The sequence below is a fragment of the Paracoccus sp. R86501 genome, from assembly GCF_042466435.1.
In the GTDB taxonomy this organism is placed as follows: Bacteria; Pseudomonadota; Alphaproteobacteria; order Rhodobacterales; family Rhodobacteraceae; genus Paracoccus.
Genome location: NZ_JAXHPZ010000001.1, coordinates 169,288 through 181,757 on the forward strand (window position 1 = coordinate 169,288; position 12,470 = coordinate 181,757).

At 66.8% G+C, this 12,470-nt stretch carries 14 protein-coding genes; 7 read left to right on the forward strand and 7 right to left on the reverse strand.

Translation table 11 applies throughout. The features are described from left to right. Positions 1–39: 39 nt before the first annotated feature. Positions 40–2,445 (forward strand): ATP-dependent helicase HrpB, encoded by a 2,406-nt coding sequence (gene hrpB, locus SJY40_RS00895; protein WP_378941662.1) that lies wholly within the window; start codon positions 40–42, stop codon positions 2,443–2,445. A gap of 3 nt (positions 2,446–2,448) precedes the next feature. On the opposite strand, the gene SJY40_RS00900 is transcribed toward hrpB, so the two are convergent. From SJY40_RS00900 to SJY40_RS00910, 3 genes are read right to left on the reverse strand one after another with little or no spacing between them, the layout of a single operon-like run. Continuing rightward, positions 2,449–2,781 carry a DUF2794 domain-containing protein gene (locus SJY40_RS00900; RefSeq protein ID WP_378941665.1) on the reverse strand — a complete coding sequence of 111 codons (333 nt, stop codon included), beginning with the start codon at positions 2,779–2,781 and terminating at the stop codon, positions 2,449–2,451. Between the two features lie 39 nt (positions 2,782–2,820). Continuing rightward, positions 2,821–3,090: an I78 family peptidase inhibitor gene (locus SJY40_RS00905; protein ID WP_378941667.1), complete on the reverse strand. Its 270-nt coding sequence runs from the start codon at positions 3,088–3,090 to the stop codon at positions 2,821–2,823. A 5-nt stretch (positions 3,091–3,095) separates the two neighbouring features. Then, positions 3,096–3,584 carry a hypothetical protein gene (locus SJY40_RS00910; protein ID WP_378941670.1) on the reverse strand — a complete coding sequence of 163 codons (489 nt, stop codon included), beginning with the start codon at positions 3,582–3,584 and terminating at the stop codon, positions 3,096–3,098. 216 nt (positions 3,585–3,800) lie between these two features. Between SJY40_RS00910 and SJY40_RS00915 the strand changes: the two genes are divergently transcribed. Then, complete coding sequence (locus tag SJY40_RS00915) at positions 3,801–5,225, forward strand: Glu/Leu/Phe/Val dehydrogenase (protein ID WP_378941672.1); 1,425 nt, start codon at positions 3,801–3,803, stop codon at positions 5,223–5,225. 68 nt (positions 5,226–5,293) lie between these two features. On the opposite strand, the gene SJY40_RS00920 is transcribed toward SJY40_RS00915, so the two are convergent. Continuing rightward, complete coding sequence (locus SJY40_RS00920; protein ID WP_378941675.1) at positions 5,294–6,241, reverse strand: L-threonylcarbamoyladenylate synthase; 948 nt, start codon at positions 6,239–6,241, stop codon at positions 5,294–5,296. A gap of 113 nt (positions 6,242–6,354) precedes the next feature. On the opposite strand from SJY40_RS00920, the gene SJY40_RS00925 reads away from it, so the two are divergent. From SJY40_RS00925 to SJY40_RS00940, 4 genes are read left to right on the forward strand one after another with little or no spacing between them, the layout of a single operon-like run. Next, a complete protein-coding gene (locus SJY40_RS00925) occupies positions 6,355–8,052 on the forward strand; it encodes an acyl-CoA dehydrogenase (RefSeq protein ID WP_378941677.1) in 1,698 nt (565 codons plus the stop codon). Further along, on the forward strand, positions 8,049–9,113 hold the full coding sequence (locus SJY40_RS00930; RefSeq protein ID WP_378941679.1) for an MBL fold metallo-hydrolase: 1,065 nt from the start codon (positions 8,049–8,051) through the stop codon (positions 9,111–9,113). Before SJY40_RS00925 ends, SJY40_RS00930 begins: the two co-directional genes overlap by 4 nt. A 9-nt stretch (positions 9,114–9,122) precedes the next feature. Continuing rightward, entirely contained in the window at positions 9,123–9,275 is a 153-nt protein-coding gene (locus SJY40_RS00935; RefSeq protein WP_378941682.1) for an aa3-type cytochrome c oxidase subunit IV, read from the forward strand. 5 nt (positions 9,276–9,280) lie between these two features. Then, a complete protein-coding gene (locus SJY40_RS00940) occupies positions 9,281–9,907 on the forward strand; it encodes a hypothetical protein (protein ID WP_378941684.1) in 627 nt (208 codons plus the stop codon). On the opposite strand, the gene SJY40_RS00945 is transcribed toward SJY40_RS00940, so the two are convergent. Next, positions 9,892–10,221 (reverse strand): AzlD domain-containing protein, encoded by a 330-nt coding sequence (locus SJY40_RS00945; RefSeq protein ID WP_378948218.1) that lies wholly within the window; start codon positions 10,219–10,221, stop codon positions 9,892–9,894. The genes SJY40_RS00940 and SJY40_RS00945 overlap by 16 nt on opposite strands. A 2-nt stretch (positions 10,222–10,223) precedes the next feature. After that, entirely contained in the window at positions 10,224–10,997 is a 774-nt protein-coding gene (locus tag SJY40_RS00950; RefSeq protein WP_378941687.1) for an AzlC family ABC transporter permease, read from the reverse strand. Positions 10,998–11,040: 43 nt separating this feature from the next. Here SJY40_RS00950 and SJY40_RS00955 point away from each other — a divergent pair, with 43 nt between their 5' ends. Beyond that, complete coding sequence (locus SJY40_RS00955) at positions 11,041–11,556, forward strand: GNAT family N-acetyltransferase (RefSeq protein WP_378941689.1); 516 nt, start codon at positions 11,041–11,043, stop codon at positions 11,554–11,556. On the opposite strand, the gene SJY40_RS00960 is transcribed toward SJY40_RS00955, so the two are convergent. Then, positions 11,553–12,467 carry a hypothetical protein gene (locus SJY40_RS00960; protein WP_378941691.1) on the reverse strand — a complete coding sequence of 305 codons (915 nt, stop codon included), beginning with the start codon at positions 12,465–12,467 and terminating at the stop codon, positions 11,553–11,555. The two genes, SJY40_RS00955 and SJY40_RS00960, sit on opposite strands and share 4 nt — an antisense overlap. Positions 12,468–12,470: the final 3 nt, after the last annotated feature.

Here is a 12,470-nt window from a genome sequence, read left to right on the forward strand (position 1 = left end):
GATTGCACGCAGGTTGCACGGGGCGGTATCACGGCGCCCATGTCACAAACCCTGCCCATCGACGAAATCCTGCCCGAACTTTGCGCCACGCTTGCCCGTGACGGACGCGCCGTGCTGGTCGCGCCCCCCGGTGCGGGCAAGACGACGCGTGTGCCTCTGGCGCTGATGGACCAGATCGCGGGCCGCATCCTGATGCTGGAACCCCGCCGTCTTGCCGCCCGCGCTGCCGCCGAACGCATGGCCGACAGTCTGGGCGAGGCGGTGGGCGGCCGCGTCGGATACCGCATCCGGGGCGAATCGGTGGCGGGCAGCCGGATCGAGGTCGTGACCGAGGGCATCCTGACCCGCATGATCCAATCCGATCCCTCGCTGGACGGCATCGGCTGCGTGATCTTCGACGAATTCCATGAACGCAGCCTGAACGCCGACTTGGGGCTGGCCCTTGTCTGGGAGGCGCGCGGCGCCCTGCGGGACGATCTGGCCGTGCTGGTCATGTCGGCCACGCTGGATGCGGGTCCGGTGGCGGCGCTGCTGGATGATGCGCCGGTCGTCACCTCGGACGGGCGGGCCTTTCCGGTCGAGACCCGCTGGCTGGACCGCCCCTTGCCGCAGGGCATCCGGCTGGTCAACGAGGCCGCCCGCCTGATCCGGACTGCCGCCGCCGAGACCGTCGAGACCGGCGGCACGATCCTTGCCTTCCTGCCGGGCGAGGGAGAGATCCGCCGCGTCATGGCCCAGCTGTCGGGCATGGATCACGATATCCTGCCGCTTTACGGCGCGCTGGACGCCAAGGCGCAGCGGGCGGCGCTGTCGGAACCGGGCCCGCGGCGGCGGATCGTGCTGGCCACCGCCATTGCAGAAACCTCGCTGACGATCCCGCAGGTGAGGGTGGTCGTGGATGCGGGTCGCGCGCGGCGGGCACGGTTCGATGCCGGCAGCGGCATGTCGCGGCTGGTCACCGAACGCGTCAGCCGGGCCGAGGCCGACCAGCGCCGGGGCCGCGCAGGTCGCGTCGCGCCGGGCATCTGTTACCGCCTGTGGGCCAAGGTCGAGGAAGGCGCGCTGCCTGCCTATGCGCCCCCCGAAATTACGGTTGCTGATCTGGCCGCCTTGGCGTTGGAACTGGCCAGCTGGGGGGCCAATGCATCCGATCTGGCCTTCCTGACCCCGCCCCCCGAAGGCGCGCTGGCCGAGGCGCGGACCCTGCTGACGGCCCTGCGGGCGCTGGGCTGTGACGGGCGCATTACCGAACACGGGCGGGCCTTGGCGCGGCTGCCGCTGCATCCGCGTCTGGCGCATATGCTGATCCTTGCGGGACGCGGGGCGGCTGATCTGGCGGCCCTGCTGTCGGACCGCGATCCCCTGCGCGGGGTGGGGGTGGACCTGTCGCTGCGCCTGACTGCCGTCCGCGATCCCAAACGGTTCCCCGATCAGGTGAACCGTCAGGCCGTCCAGCGCATCCGTGATGAATCTACCCGCCTGCGCCGCATGGTGGCGGACAAGCCCGCGCTGTCGGCGGGGGGTATGGCCTCGCTGGCCTATCCCGACCGTATCGGGCAGCGGCGCAAGGGCGATGATGCGCGGTTTGTGCTGTCGGGGGGCAAGGGTGCGGTGATCGACAATGCGGATGTGCTGGCAGGCCAGCGCCTGATCGTCGCCGTCGATCTGGATGGCGACCAGCGCGAAGCACGCATCCGCATGGCCGCCACGCTGGACGAAGCCGATCTGCGCGCCCTGCATGGCGACCGCATCGAACAGGTGCAGATCTGCGAATGGTCGCGCCGTGAGAACCGCGTCATTGCCCGCGAACAGGACCGCCTTGGCGCGCTGGTGCTGTCCGATCGTATCTGGCGCGACGCCCCCGAAGACGCCATTGCCCGCGCCGCGCTGGAAGGGTTGCGCCTGAACGGCCTGACATGGTCGCCCGCCGCCGCCCGATACCGCGCGCGGATCGAGCTGGTCGGCGGTCTGGGCGATGTCGATGATGCCAGCCTGCTGGGGGATGGTGATTGGCTGCTGCCGTGGCTGGGCCGCGTGCGCAGCCTGTCCGACCTGCGCAGCCTCGATCTGGTCGAGCCGCTGAAGGCCCGCATCGGATGGGACGGCCAGCGCCGCTTGGATCAGGCCACGCCCGCGCATTTCGTCACCCCCCTGGGCCGCAAGGTGCCCATCGACTACGACGGCGACCACCCCGAGGTGCAGCTGCGCCTGCAGGAGGTCTTCGGTGTCACCACCCATCCCGTCGTCGGCGGTCGTCCCTTGCGGATGGCGTTGCTGTCTCCGGGGGGCAAGCCGGTGCAGGTGACGATGGATTTGCCTGGCTTCTGGGGCAGCTCCTATCAGGACGTGCGCAAGGACATGCGCGGGCGCTATCCCCGCCATCCCTGGCCCGAGGATCCGACTCAGGCCGACCCCACCATGCGGGCAAAGCCGCGCGGAACGTAGGACTCAGTCGATGGGGCGGATCAGCTTCCGATCCAGCACCCGCAAGACGGTTGCCAGATCATGCCCGCGCTTCAGGATGCGCCCGTCCATGGCGATCACGGCATAGAGCCCTTGGGCATTGCGCAGCCGCGGGCGTTTCTCGATGCGGTACAGGGGATGTTCGGCGGCGCGGCGAAAGACGCTGAACACCGCAACCTCGCGCAGGAAGGACATGCCGTAGTCGCGCCATTCACCAGCCGCCACGAAGCGGCCATAGGTGGACAGGATCAGGTTAAGTTCCTTGCGGTCGAAGACGACCTGATCGGGGATCGGCTGGATTGGCGGCTGTGCGTTCATCACGCGATGGTGGCACAGCCCGCCGGGTCAGATCAACGATCAGTAGCAGCCGATCTTGTGGATGACGCCCTTGCGGTCATATTCGATGTTCAGCCGGTCGGTGCGGTAATCGGCGGTGACCATGTCGTCAGGCCCGACGACGCGGCTGCCTAGAGGCAGGCGCAGCTGGTCCAGCGCCGCGCGGTTCTGGCCCATCAGCCCCTGAAAACCCGATGCGCCGCAGAGGTCCGGCTGATTGGGCGTTTCGGGTGCAGGCTGGCAGGCGGCCAGCAGCGCCAGGGTGACAAACGACAAGGCAATTCGGGTCATGGGGATCATCCGCAATCGATGCTGGTGATGGTGCCTGCTTCGTCCAGGCGGAAGACGACACGGTTGGGAACATAGACCTGCGCCTCGATCCCGCGATATTCGACGATGCGATAGTCGCGCGTCAGCCCCAGCGTCGGGATGACGCTGGAGGGTTTGCCCACCGCATCGGCGATCTTGGCGGCCCCGCAGAGGTCGGGCTTGCGCTCGGTCAGGCCGGTGATGCCCTGCGCGGGCGTGGGCGCAGGATCCGAAACCGGGATCGGCATGGGGGTCGGGGCCATCGCCGGCTGCGCCACCGGTTGCGGCGCGCCATATCCGGTGGCGGGCGCATAGCCGGTCGTCTGGGCGTAACCCGTGGTAGGCGCATAGCCATAGCCTGCCGCCTGCCCGACACCCTGAACCGGGGTGGTGGGGGGCATCCGGGTGCAGCCCGCCAACGTGGCTGCGCCAAGGGCCAGAATGGCGGCCCGCGAAATCCAAGAATTACGGATCATGTCCTGCTGTTCCCTGCCGACCCTGTGCGGGCCCTTGTTTTGTGGCAACAATACGCCCCATCCCCCGACATGAGAACCCGCCGCGTGAATCACGTTTCGATCAGCGCAGGAATGTCACAGACCCGCGCGCGGGCAGTTCAAAGGTGGCGGCGCATCCCGGATTGCCCTAGCTTTGGGCAGCCACCCAATGCGCTGTCATCCAGGAGGAAAGCTGCCATGGCCCACAGGACCTCGTTCCGCGAATCAGTCGAGAAGATGTTCACCCACGCCGCCGGTCTGATGGACCTGTCACCGGGGCTGGAGGAGAAGATCCGCGTCTGCAACTCGACCTATACGGTCCGCTTCGGGGTGCGGCTGCGCGGCCAGATCCATACCTTCACCGGCTATCGGTCCGTGCATTCCGAACATATGGAACCGGTCAAGGGCGGCATCCGCTATTCGCTGGACGTGAACCAGGACGAGGTCGAGGCGCTGGCCGCGCTGATGACCTATAAATGCGCCTTGGTCGAGGTGCCCTTCGGCGGGTCCAAGGGCGGGTTGTGTATCGACCCCCGCGCCTGGAACGAGGACGAACTGGAGCGCATCACCCGCCGCTTCACCTATGAGCTGTCGCGCCGCAACCTGATCTCGCCCAGCCAGAACGTCCCCGCCCCCGACATGGGCACGGGTGAGCGTGAGATGGCGTGGATGGCCGATGCCTACAAGCGTCTGCACCCCGATGACATCAACGCCAAGGCCTGCGTTACCGGCAAGCCCAAGACGGCTGGCGGCATCGACGGTCGCGTCGAGGCCACGGGTCGCGGCGTGCAATACGCCCTGCGCGAATTTTTCCGCCATGACGACGTGATGAAGCGCGCGGGCGTCGAAGGTACGCTGGCCGGCAAGCGCGTCATCGTCCAGGGCTTGGGCAACGTGGGTTATCACGCGGCGCAGTTCCTCTCGGCCGAGGACAAATGCCTGATCACCTGCGTGATCGAGCGTGACGGCGCGATCGTGAACCCGCAAGGCATCAACATCGACGCCCTGCGCGGCCACATCCGCGCGACCGGCGGCGTCAAGGGCTTTGCAGGCGGCGATTATCGCGAAAACGGTCTGGCGATGCTGGAGGAGGAATGCGACATCCTGATCCCGGCCGCCGTCGAAAGCGTCATCCATTCCGACAACGCCGAACGCATCAAGACCAAGATCATCATCGAGGCCGCGAACGGTCCCGTCACCGCCAATGCCGACGCCATCCTGCGCCGCCGCGGCATCGTGATCATTCCCGACATGTATGCCAACGCCGGTGGTGTGACGGTGTCCTATTTCGAATGGGTCAAGAACCTGTCGCAGATCAGCCTTGGGCGTCTGGAACGTCGCCATGAGGAGGCCCGCGCCCGCATGCTGGTCGAGGAGCTGGAGCGTCTGTCCGCCGAGCGGGGGCTGAACTGGACCCTGTCGAAGGGCTTCAAGGAAAGCTTCCTGACCGGCGCGGACGAGCTGGAGCTGGTGCGCTCGGGGCTGGACGACACCATGCGCGAGAGCTTCAAGAAGATGAAGGAGGTCTGGATGAACAACGCCAAGGTCGATGACATGCGGACGGCGGCCTATGTCGTGTCGATCCGTCGGATTTCGAACGTGTACAATTCGCTTGGGTTGTAAGGGTGGCGGGGGGCGCTGCCCCCCATCGCTGCGCGATGTCCCCCGGGGTATTTGCGCAACCGAGAAATCTAGTCGCGCGGGGCTGCTGCGCGCTTGAGGCGGTCGTTGATGGCGGCGCCCAGCCCGTGATCGGGGATCGGCGCGACCGAAATGGGGCAGCCTTGCGCGTCGGCCTTGCGCAGCATGTCGAACAGGCGGGCGGCGGCTTGGGTCAGGTCGCCGTCGTCGGACAGGCTGAACGGTCCCGGTGTGCCGAAGGACAGATGCGTTTCGCCCGGTCGCGGATCTGCGTTCAGCCGCAGCGTCGCGTTCGGGGCATAGTGGCTGGACAGCTGGCCGGGGGCGCTTGGGGTGACCGGATCGCCGTCGTGGTGGATCAGCTTGGTGCCCAGGGCGGCCTCGATCGCTTCGGCGGGGATGCCGCCGGGGCGCAGCAGCGTGGCGCGGCCATCGATCCAGCCGACGATGGTGGATTCGACGCCGACATCGCAGGGGCCTGCGTCCAGCACCGCGGCGATGCGGCCATTCAACCCGCCGTCGTCTGACAGGACGTGATCGGCGCTGGTGGGGCTGATGCGGCCCGAAGCATTGGCGGATGGCGCCGCCAGCGGGCCGCCGAAGTCGCGCAGCAGGGCACGGGCCGCCGGATGGGCGGGGACGCGCAGGCCGATGGTCGTCAGGCCGGCCGTGACCAGCGATGTGATGCCCGCATCGGGCCGCAGCGGCAGGACCAGGGTCAGCGCGCCAGGCCAGAAGGCATCGGCCAGCACCTGCGCCTGCGGGTGCATGTCGGCGATGGTGGCGACGGTCGCGGCGTCGGGCAGATGGACGATCAGCGGATTGAAGCTGGGGCGGCCCTTGGCCTGATAGATGCGGGCGACGGCTTCTCCGTTGCGGGCGTCGGCGGCAAGGCCATAGACGGTCTCGGTCGGGATGGCGACGGTCTGGCCAGCCGCCAGCAGCGCGCTGGCGCGCGACAGGCCGTCTGCATCCGGGGTCAGTCGAAGGGTCTGCATGCGTGACGCGGGGTTTCGGTTGAGCCTGTCGGGATCGCGGCCCAAGATGCCGCTTGACCGTTCTGATAGTCGCGCCGGCTGGGGATGCCAAGGCGCAAGCGAGGAGGAACTCGATGAGCTACAAGGCACCAGTCGAACAGATCGACTTTATCCTGAACCACGTCGTGCCCTTCGGCGATCTTGCCGGAACCGAACGTTTTGCCGAAGCCACCGCCGAAACCGCCACCGCCATCCTGTCCGAGGCGGGCAAGCTGGCGTCGAACGTGCTGGCCCCTTTGAACGGGGCAGGCGACGCACATCCGGCGCGGTTGGAAAATGGTGTCGTGCGATCCTCGCCCGGGTTTGCCGACGGCTTTCGTGCCATTGCCGAAGGGGGCTGGGTCGGTGTTTCTGCTGATCCGGAATATGGTGGCATGGGCTTGCCGCAGGCGCTGAACATGGCCGTGGCCGAGATGATGTCGGGCGCCTGTCTGGCGTTGCAGCTGAACCCGCTGCTGACGCAGGGCCAAATCGAGGCGTTGGAACATCATGCCAGCGATGAATTGAAATCGACCTATCTGCCCAAGCTGATCAGCGGCGAATGGTCGGGCACGATGAACCTGACCGAACCGGGCGCGGGCAGCGATGTCGGCGCGCTGGTAACCAAGGCAGTGCCCGGAGATGACGGCAGTTATCGGATCACGGGGCAAAAGATCTATATTACCTGGGGCGACAGCGATGTGACCAGCAACGTCTGCCATCTGGTGCTGGCGCGTCTGCCGGGTGCGGCCAAGGGCACGCGGGGCATCAGCCTGTTCATGGTGCCGAAATTCCTGCCCGACGATCAGGACAATCCGGGCGTGGCCAACGATCTGAAGGTCGTCAGCCTTGAGGAAAAGCTGGGCATTCACGGCAGCCCCACCTGCGTCATGAGCTTTGAGGGCGCCAAAGGCTGGCTGGTCGGTGCCGAACACAAGGGCATGGCAGCAATGTTCACCATGATGAACTGCGCCCGTCTTGGTGTCGGCATGCAGGGCATCGGCGTAGCCGAGGCGGCGCTGCAGAAAGCCGTCGCCTATGCCATCGACCGCAACCAGATGGGGCCGATCATCCAGCACCCTGATGTGCGCCGCATGCTGGCCACCGCCCGGGCCGAGGTCTTTGCCGCCCGTTCCATCGGTCTGGCTTGCGCCACCGCCATCGACATGGCACGCGCGACCGGCGACGCCGATCAGAACGCCCGCGCGGCATTCTTGACGCCCATCGCCAAGGCCTATGGCACCGATGTCGGCATCCGCGTGTCGGACATGGGTGTGCAGGTCCATGGCGGCATGGGCTATGTCGAGGAAACGGGTGCGGCGCAGTATTTCCGCGATGTGCGCATCACCTCGATCTATGAAGGCACCAACGGCATTCAGGCGATGGATCTGGTCGGGCGCAAGCTGTCCGACGGCGGCGATGCCGCCATGCGCCTGCTGGACGAAGTGTCTGACGGTGCCAAGGCCGCACAATCTGCGCATCCCGAACTGGCGCATCAACTGTGGCAGGCTGCTGAAACCCTGCGCGAAGCGACCCAAAGCCTGCTGGACAGCGACATGCCGGTGCGTTTCGCGGGTGCGGTCGCCTATCTGTCGGCCTTCGCCAAGGTTCTGGGCGGGCATTACCACCTGCGGGCGGCATCCAAGGGGAATGCCTTGCATGTGGCGCTGGCGCAGGTGTTCATGGCGCGGGTTCTGCCCCGCTATGCCGGCGATCTGGCCGAGGCTCAGGCAGGTCTGGACGATCTGACCGCCATCAGCGATGCCGCATTGGCCGGCGATTTCGCCGCGTGATCCGCAATCCCTTCCCGGCGCCGCCTGTCGAAGGGCAGGCGGTGTCCGTCGCGCCGGGGGTTCTGTGGATGCGGCTGCCGCTGCCCATGGCGCTGGATCACGTCAATGTCTATGCGTTGGACGACGGCGATGGCTGGACCATCGTCGATACCGGCTTTGACACCAAGCGCGCCCGCGACATCTGGGCGGCGCTGCGCGACGGCCCCTTGCAGGGTGGCCGCATCAACCGCGTGATCGGCACGCATCACCACCCCGACCATGTCGGCCTGCTGGGCTGGTTCATGCAATCGGATAATGCCGACCTGATGATGAGCCGCACGGCATGGCTGACCGCGCGCATGCTGACGCTGGACGAACAGCCCGCCGCCAGCGACCAGCAGGTGGAATTCTGGCGCAAGGCCGGAATGCCCGCCGATATGCTGGAAAGACGCGCCGCCGCCCGTCCCTTCAACTTTGCCGATGTCGTGCATCCGCTGCCTGTGGGCTTTACCCGCCTGTCCGAAGGCGATGTGGTCGAATTCGGCCAGCGCCGCTGGCGGGTGGCCATGGGGCATGGGCATGCGCCCTGTCACGCCACCTTCTGGTCGCAGGATGATGATCTGGTGATCGGGGGGGACCAGCTGCTGGCCTCGATCTCGCCCAATCTGGGGGTCTATCCGACCGAACCGGCAGCCGATCCAGTGGGCGAATGGCTGGAAAGCTGTGTCCGCCTGTCGGGTCTGGCGCGCGATGAACAACTGGTGCTGGCGGGCCACAAGCTGCCCTTCACGGGGCTGCCCTTCCGCCTGCGCCAGATGACCGACAACCACCATGCCGCGCTGAACCGTCTGACCGCCGCCCTGACCGTGGCGCCGCGTACCGCCGTCGGTTGCTTTGATCTGCTGTTCAAGCGCCGCATCGGGGAAGGGGAATTCGGTCTGGCCCTGGTCGAGGCGGTGGCCCATGTGAACCACCTGCATCGTGCCGGGGTGATCGCACCACTGGGGGAAAGCGACGGTGCGACGCTCTGGGGCGTGACAGGCGCCGAAACTTCCGCTAACTCAGAAAAAAAGCCAACCTGAGGTGACGCCATGACCGAAAAACGCGACATGACCTATAGCACGCCCGGAACGATGGATATTTCCGAGCAGCAGAAAACCTTTGCGGGCTTCATCCGCGCGACCGTCTGGGTCGTCTGCCTGTCGCTGGCCGCGCTGATCTTTATGGCGCTGACGAACGCCTGATCACGATGAAAAGACGCGTTTTCCTGGCAGCCGCGCTGCCCACGGTGCTGGCTGCCTGCGGCGCCGACAATATCTGGGCCAGCGATGAACGGGTGCGGGCCGCGCGTTTCGTGTCCGACCAGCCGCCCTCGATCACGCTGTTGACCGTCATCGGCATTCCGCGTGGCGAGGGCGGGCATTCCGCCCTGCTGATCAACGGCAGCCAGCGGGTCATCTATGACCCTGCGGGCAGCTGGCGGCATCCCTACATCCCGGAACGGCACGACGTGCTCTATGGGATCACGGATAACTTCAAGAACTTCTACATCGATTACCACGCGCGTGAGACCTATTACGTGACCGAGGACACCGTCTTCGTCCCGCGTGAGGTTGCCGATATCGCCATCCGCCGCGCCGAGGAAAACGGTGCGGCCAACAAAAGCTTCTGCGCCGTGGAAACCGGCACCGTGCTGTCGGGTGTGCCGGGCTTTCAGGGGGCGCCGCGCGGGTTTTCACCGCTGAAGCTGCGCAACTGGTTCATGACGCTGCCGAACGTGCAGTCGCGCCGCAACATGGACGGCGATCCGGCCAACAATCATGACGTTCTTCTGCAGCAGAAGAACGGCAGGATCACCGGCTATCCCAGAACGTAAAGCATCGCGAACAGCGTGATGCCGCCTGCTGCAATCGACAGCAGCACGTTCTTGGTCCAGACCCCGACAGCCACCGTTGCCGCCGCCGCGGCAATGCGCGAGGGGTCGGTTTCCCCGCCCGTCGCCGCAGGCCAGACGACCAGCGGCGCCACCAGCGCAGGCAGCACGGAAACCGGCGTATAGCGCAGCATCCGCATGACCCATTCGGGCAGTTCGCGGTTGCCCAATGCGCCAAGGAAGGACCAGCGCAGCAGGAAGGTCCCGATGCCCAGGACGACGATGATCAGCCAGATCTGGAATTCCGATGCCTGCATGGTCATGCCTTTCCTTCGGTCCGGGCCTCGACGATGGCACCGGTGGCCATGCCAAGCGGTGCCGCGATCAGCAGACCCAAGCCCGAAGGCAGCCCCGCCAGCAACAGCGCCGAGGTGATGGCTACAAAGCAGGCCGCCAGATGCGCCGTCGTGCGCAGCATCGGCGCGATCATCGCAAGGAAGGTGATCGGCAGTGCGAAATCCAGCGCGATGTCGTCGGGGATCGCCTCGCCCACGGTGGCACCGGCCCATGTGGCCAGCATCCACGGCACGCACAGCACCAGCGCTCCACCCGCGAAATAGGCCAGCCGCTGCTGCAACCCAAGACGCGGATGGCGTTCGTAATGCTGGATCGACAGCGCAAAGGTCTGGTCGATCAACGCATAGGCGATCCAGGCCTTTTGCCGTCCCGTGGCATCGCGCAGCCAAGGCAGCAGCGAGGCCGAATACATCGCCATCCGCAAGTTCACGGCCAGTGCCGACAGGATGATGACGATGGTGGGCGCATTGTCGGACAAAAGCTGCACGGCGGTGAACTGCGATGCACCCGCAAGCACCAGCACCGAAAAGCCCATGACCTGCGCGACGTTCAGACCGGCTTCGGTCGCGACGACGCCGAACAGGACCGCAAATGGAATGATGACGATCAGGAAGGGCAGCGACTGCGTGATGCCATGCATGAAGGCCGCACGCGGCGTACGCGCCAGCGCCTTGGCCGAGACGGCATCGGCGGGCGTTTGCCCATGCTGGGGGCGGGGTTCGGGTGTCGGTGACATGGCGCTTCCGTCTTGTCGCTGTTCGCGGCACCTTGCTTGCATGATGCGCAACCCAAGGCAAGCTGATCGGACATCTGTTTCACCGGCCCGGATTCTGGGTCCGATCCCTGCGGATGTTCTGCCCGATGCGGCGGCACTGTGGCGCGACAGTTTTGGCGGGCGGGGTGATTGCGACCCGACGCGGGGGCTGGTGGCGCTGGACGGGCAGGGTCGGGTGACGGGGGTGATGGGCCTGCGCGACGGGCAGGGCGGCTTTCTGCGGCAGGGGGCGGGATGGCGCGGCTGGCTCTATCGACCTGCGCCGCCGACGCGCGATCTGGTCATCGACGGGATTGCGGTGATCGACCGGCGCGCGGGTCTGGGACGGGCTCTGGTGCATCATGCGCTGCTGCTGGCGGGCCAGCGCGGCTTTCCGGGGTTGCGCGCCGAGGTCCGGCAATCGAACCCCGGCGCGTTGGCTTTTTATCGGGCGTTGGGCTTTCACGCCGAATGTCGCGGGCGCTATGGCATGCCCTGGTGGGGGCAGGTTCAGGTGCTGCGCCGCGACGTGGACGCCTAGCCGAAGATACCCGAGACGCGTCCCAGCAGCATGAAGGCCCGCGCGCTGCGGCTGTCGGCCAGCACCGAGATCTGCATGTCGTCCAGTTGGGGCACGATGCGCCCGATCAGCCCGTCGAAATGGCGCAGGAAGTGATGCGCCGTGTCGCGGAAGATCTCGTCCTGCTCCAGCATGCCGACGGCGATGTCCATGGCGTCGGTGTCATGGATGCCACCAAGGGCCGCGACCGCGCTGCCGCGTTCGCCATCGGCAAAGCGGCGCCAGACTTCGGGGCGGGCAGGCTCGGGGGGCAGGGTGTCCATATAGACGTCGCGGCCCGCCAGCAGCGTCACCACATCCTGCGCCGAGCGCAAAACGCGCGAATTCGCCGGATCCTTCAGTGCCATGCGCAGGGCGTCGATAGCCTCTTGGTCGTCGGGGCCGTCGGGGAAGTTCAGCGCGCGGATCAGCGTGATGGCATCCACGGGCGGACCCGAGGGGGCATCGTTTCGGGCCACCACTGGTTCGGGAACCGAGGCGCGGGGGCGCGTCGGCAGGGGCGCCGCCGCGCTGCGTGCCGCGGGTTGGAGCGCCGCCTTGGCCGCCGGTTTGCGGTCGGCAGGGGCGGGCGTGTCGTCGCCTTCGTCCTGCGGTCCGCGCATGCGGTTCAGCCGTGCCCGCAGTTCGTCGGCCTCGGCGCGCAGGATCGCCACCTGCCGGGCCAGCGAAACGCCCAGCCAGACCAGCGCCACGGGCAGGACCACCCCTGCCGAGGCGACCAGCCGCGCGATGCCGCCGGCCGATCCTTCGCCGCCCGGCGCCAACAGCCAGAACAGCGCGACCAGAAACAGCCAGCCCCCCGTCAGCGCAAAGCCCACCGTGGTGATGCGATCGCGTGTCGCCAGGCTCGAGATGCGTGCAATCACCGACATATG

Excerpts from the sequence above, each read along its gene's own strand:
- hrpB (WP_378941662.1), top strand. The coding sequence starts at position 40 with ATGTCACAAACCCTGCCCATCGACGAAATCCTGCCCGAACTTTGCGCC.
- SJY40_RS00900 (WP_378941665.1), bottom strand. The coding sequence starts at position 2,781 with ATGAACGCACAGCCGCCAATCCAGCCGATCCCCGATCAGGTCGTCTTC.
- SJY40_RS00905 (WP_378941667.1), bottom strand. The coding sequence starts at position 3,090 with ATGACCCGAATTGCCTTGTCGTTTGTCACCCTGGCGCTGCTGGCCGCC.
- SJY40_RS00910 (WP_378941670.1), bottom strand. The coding sequence starts at position 3,584 with ATGATCCGTAATTCTTGGATTTCGCGGGCCGCCATTCTGGCCCTTGGC.
- SJY40_RS00915 (WP_378941672.1), top strand. The coding sequence starts at position 3,801 with ATGGCCCACAGGACCTCGTTCCGCGAATCAGTCGAGAAGATGTTCACC.
- SJY40_RS00920 (WP_378941675.1), bottom strand. The coding sequence starts at position 6,241 with ATGCAGACCCTTCGACTGACCCCGGATGCAGACGGCCTGTCGCGCGCC.
- SJY40_RS00925 (WP_378941677.1), top strand. The coding sequence starts at position 6,355 with ATGAGCTACAAGGCACCAGTCGAACAGATCGACTTTATCCTGAACCAC.
- SJY40_RS00935 (WP_378941682.1), top strand. The coding sequence starts at position 9,123 with ATGACCGAAAAACGCGACATGACCTATAGCACGCCCGGAACGATGGAT.
- SJY40_RS00940 (WP_378941684.1), top strand. The coding sequence starts at position 9,281 with ATGAAAAGACGCGTTTTCCTGGCAGCCGCGCTGCCCACGGTGCTGGCT.
- SJY40_RS00945 (WP_378948218.1), bottom strand. The coding sequence starts at position 10,221 with ATGCAGGCATCGGAATTCCAGATCTGGCTGATCATCGTCGTCCTGGGC.
- SJY40_RS00950 (WP_378941687.1), bottom strand. The coding sequence starts at position 10,997 with ATGTCACCGACACCCGAACCCCGCCCCCAGCATGGGCAAACGCCCGCC.
- SJY40_RS00955 (WP_378941689.1), top strand. The coding sequence starts at position 11,041 with ATGCGCAACCCAAGGCAAGCTGATCGGACATCTGTTTCACCGGCCCGG.
- SJY40_RS00960 (WP_378941691.1), bottom strand. The coding sequence starts at position 12,467 with ATGTCGGTGATTGCACGCATCTCGAGCCTGGCGACACGCGATCGCATC.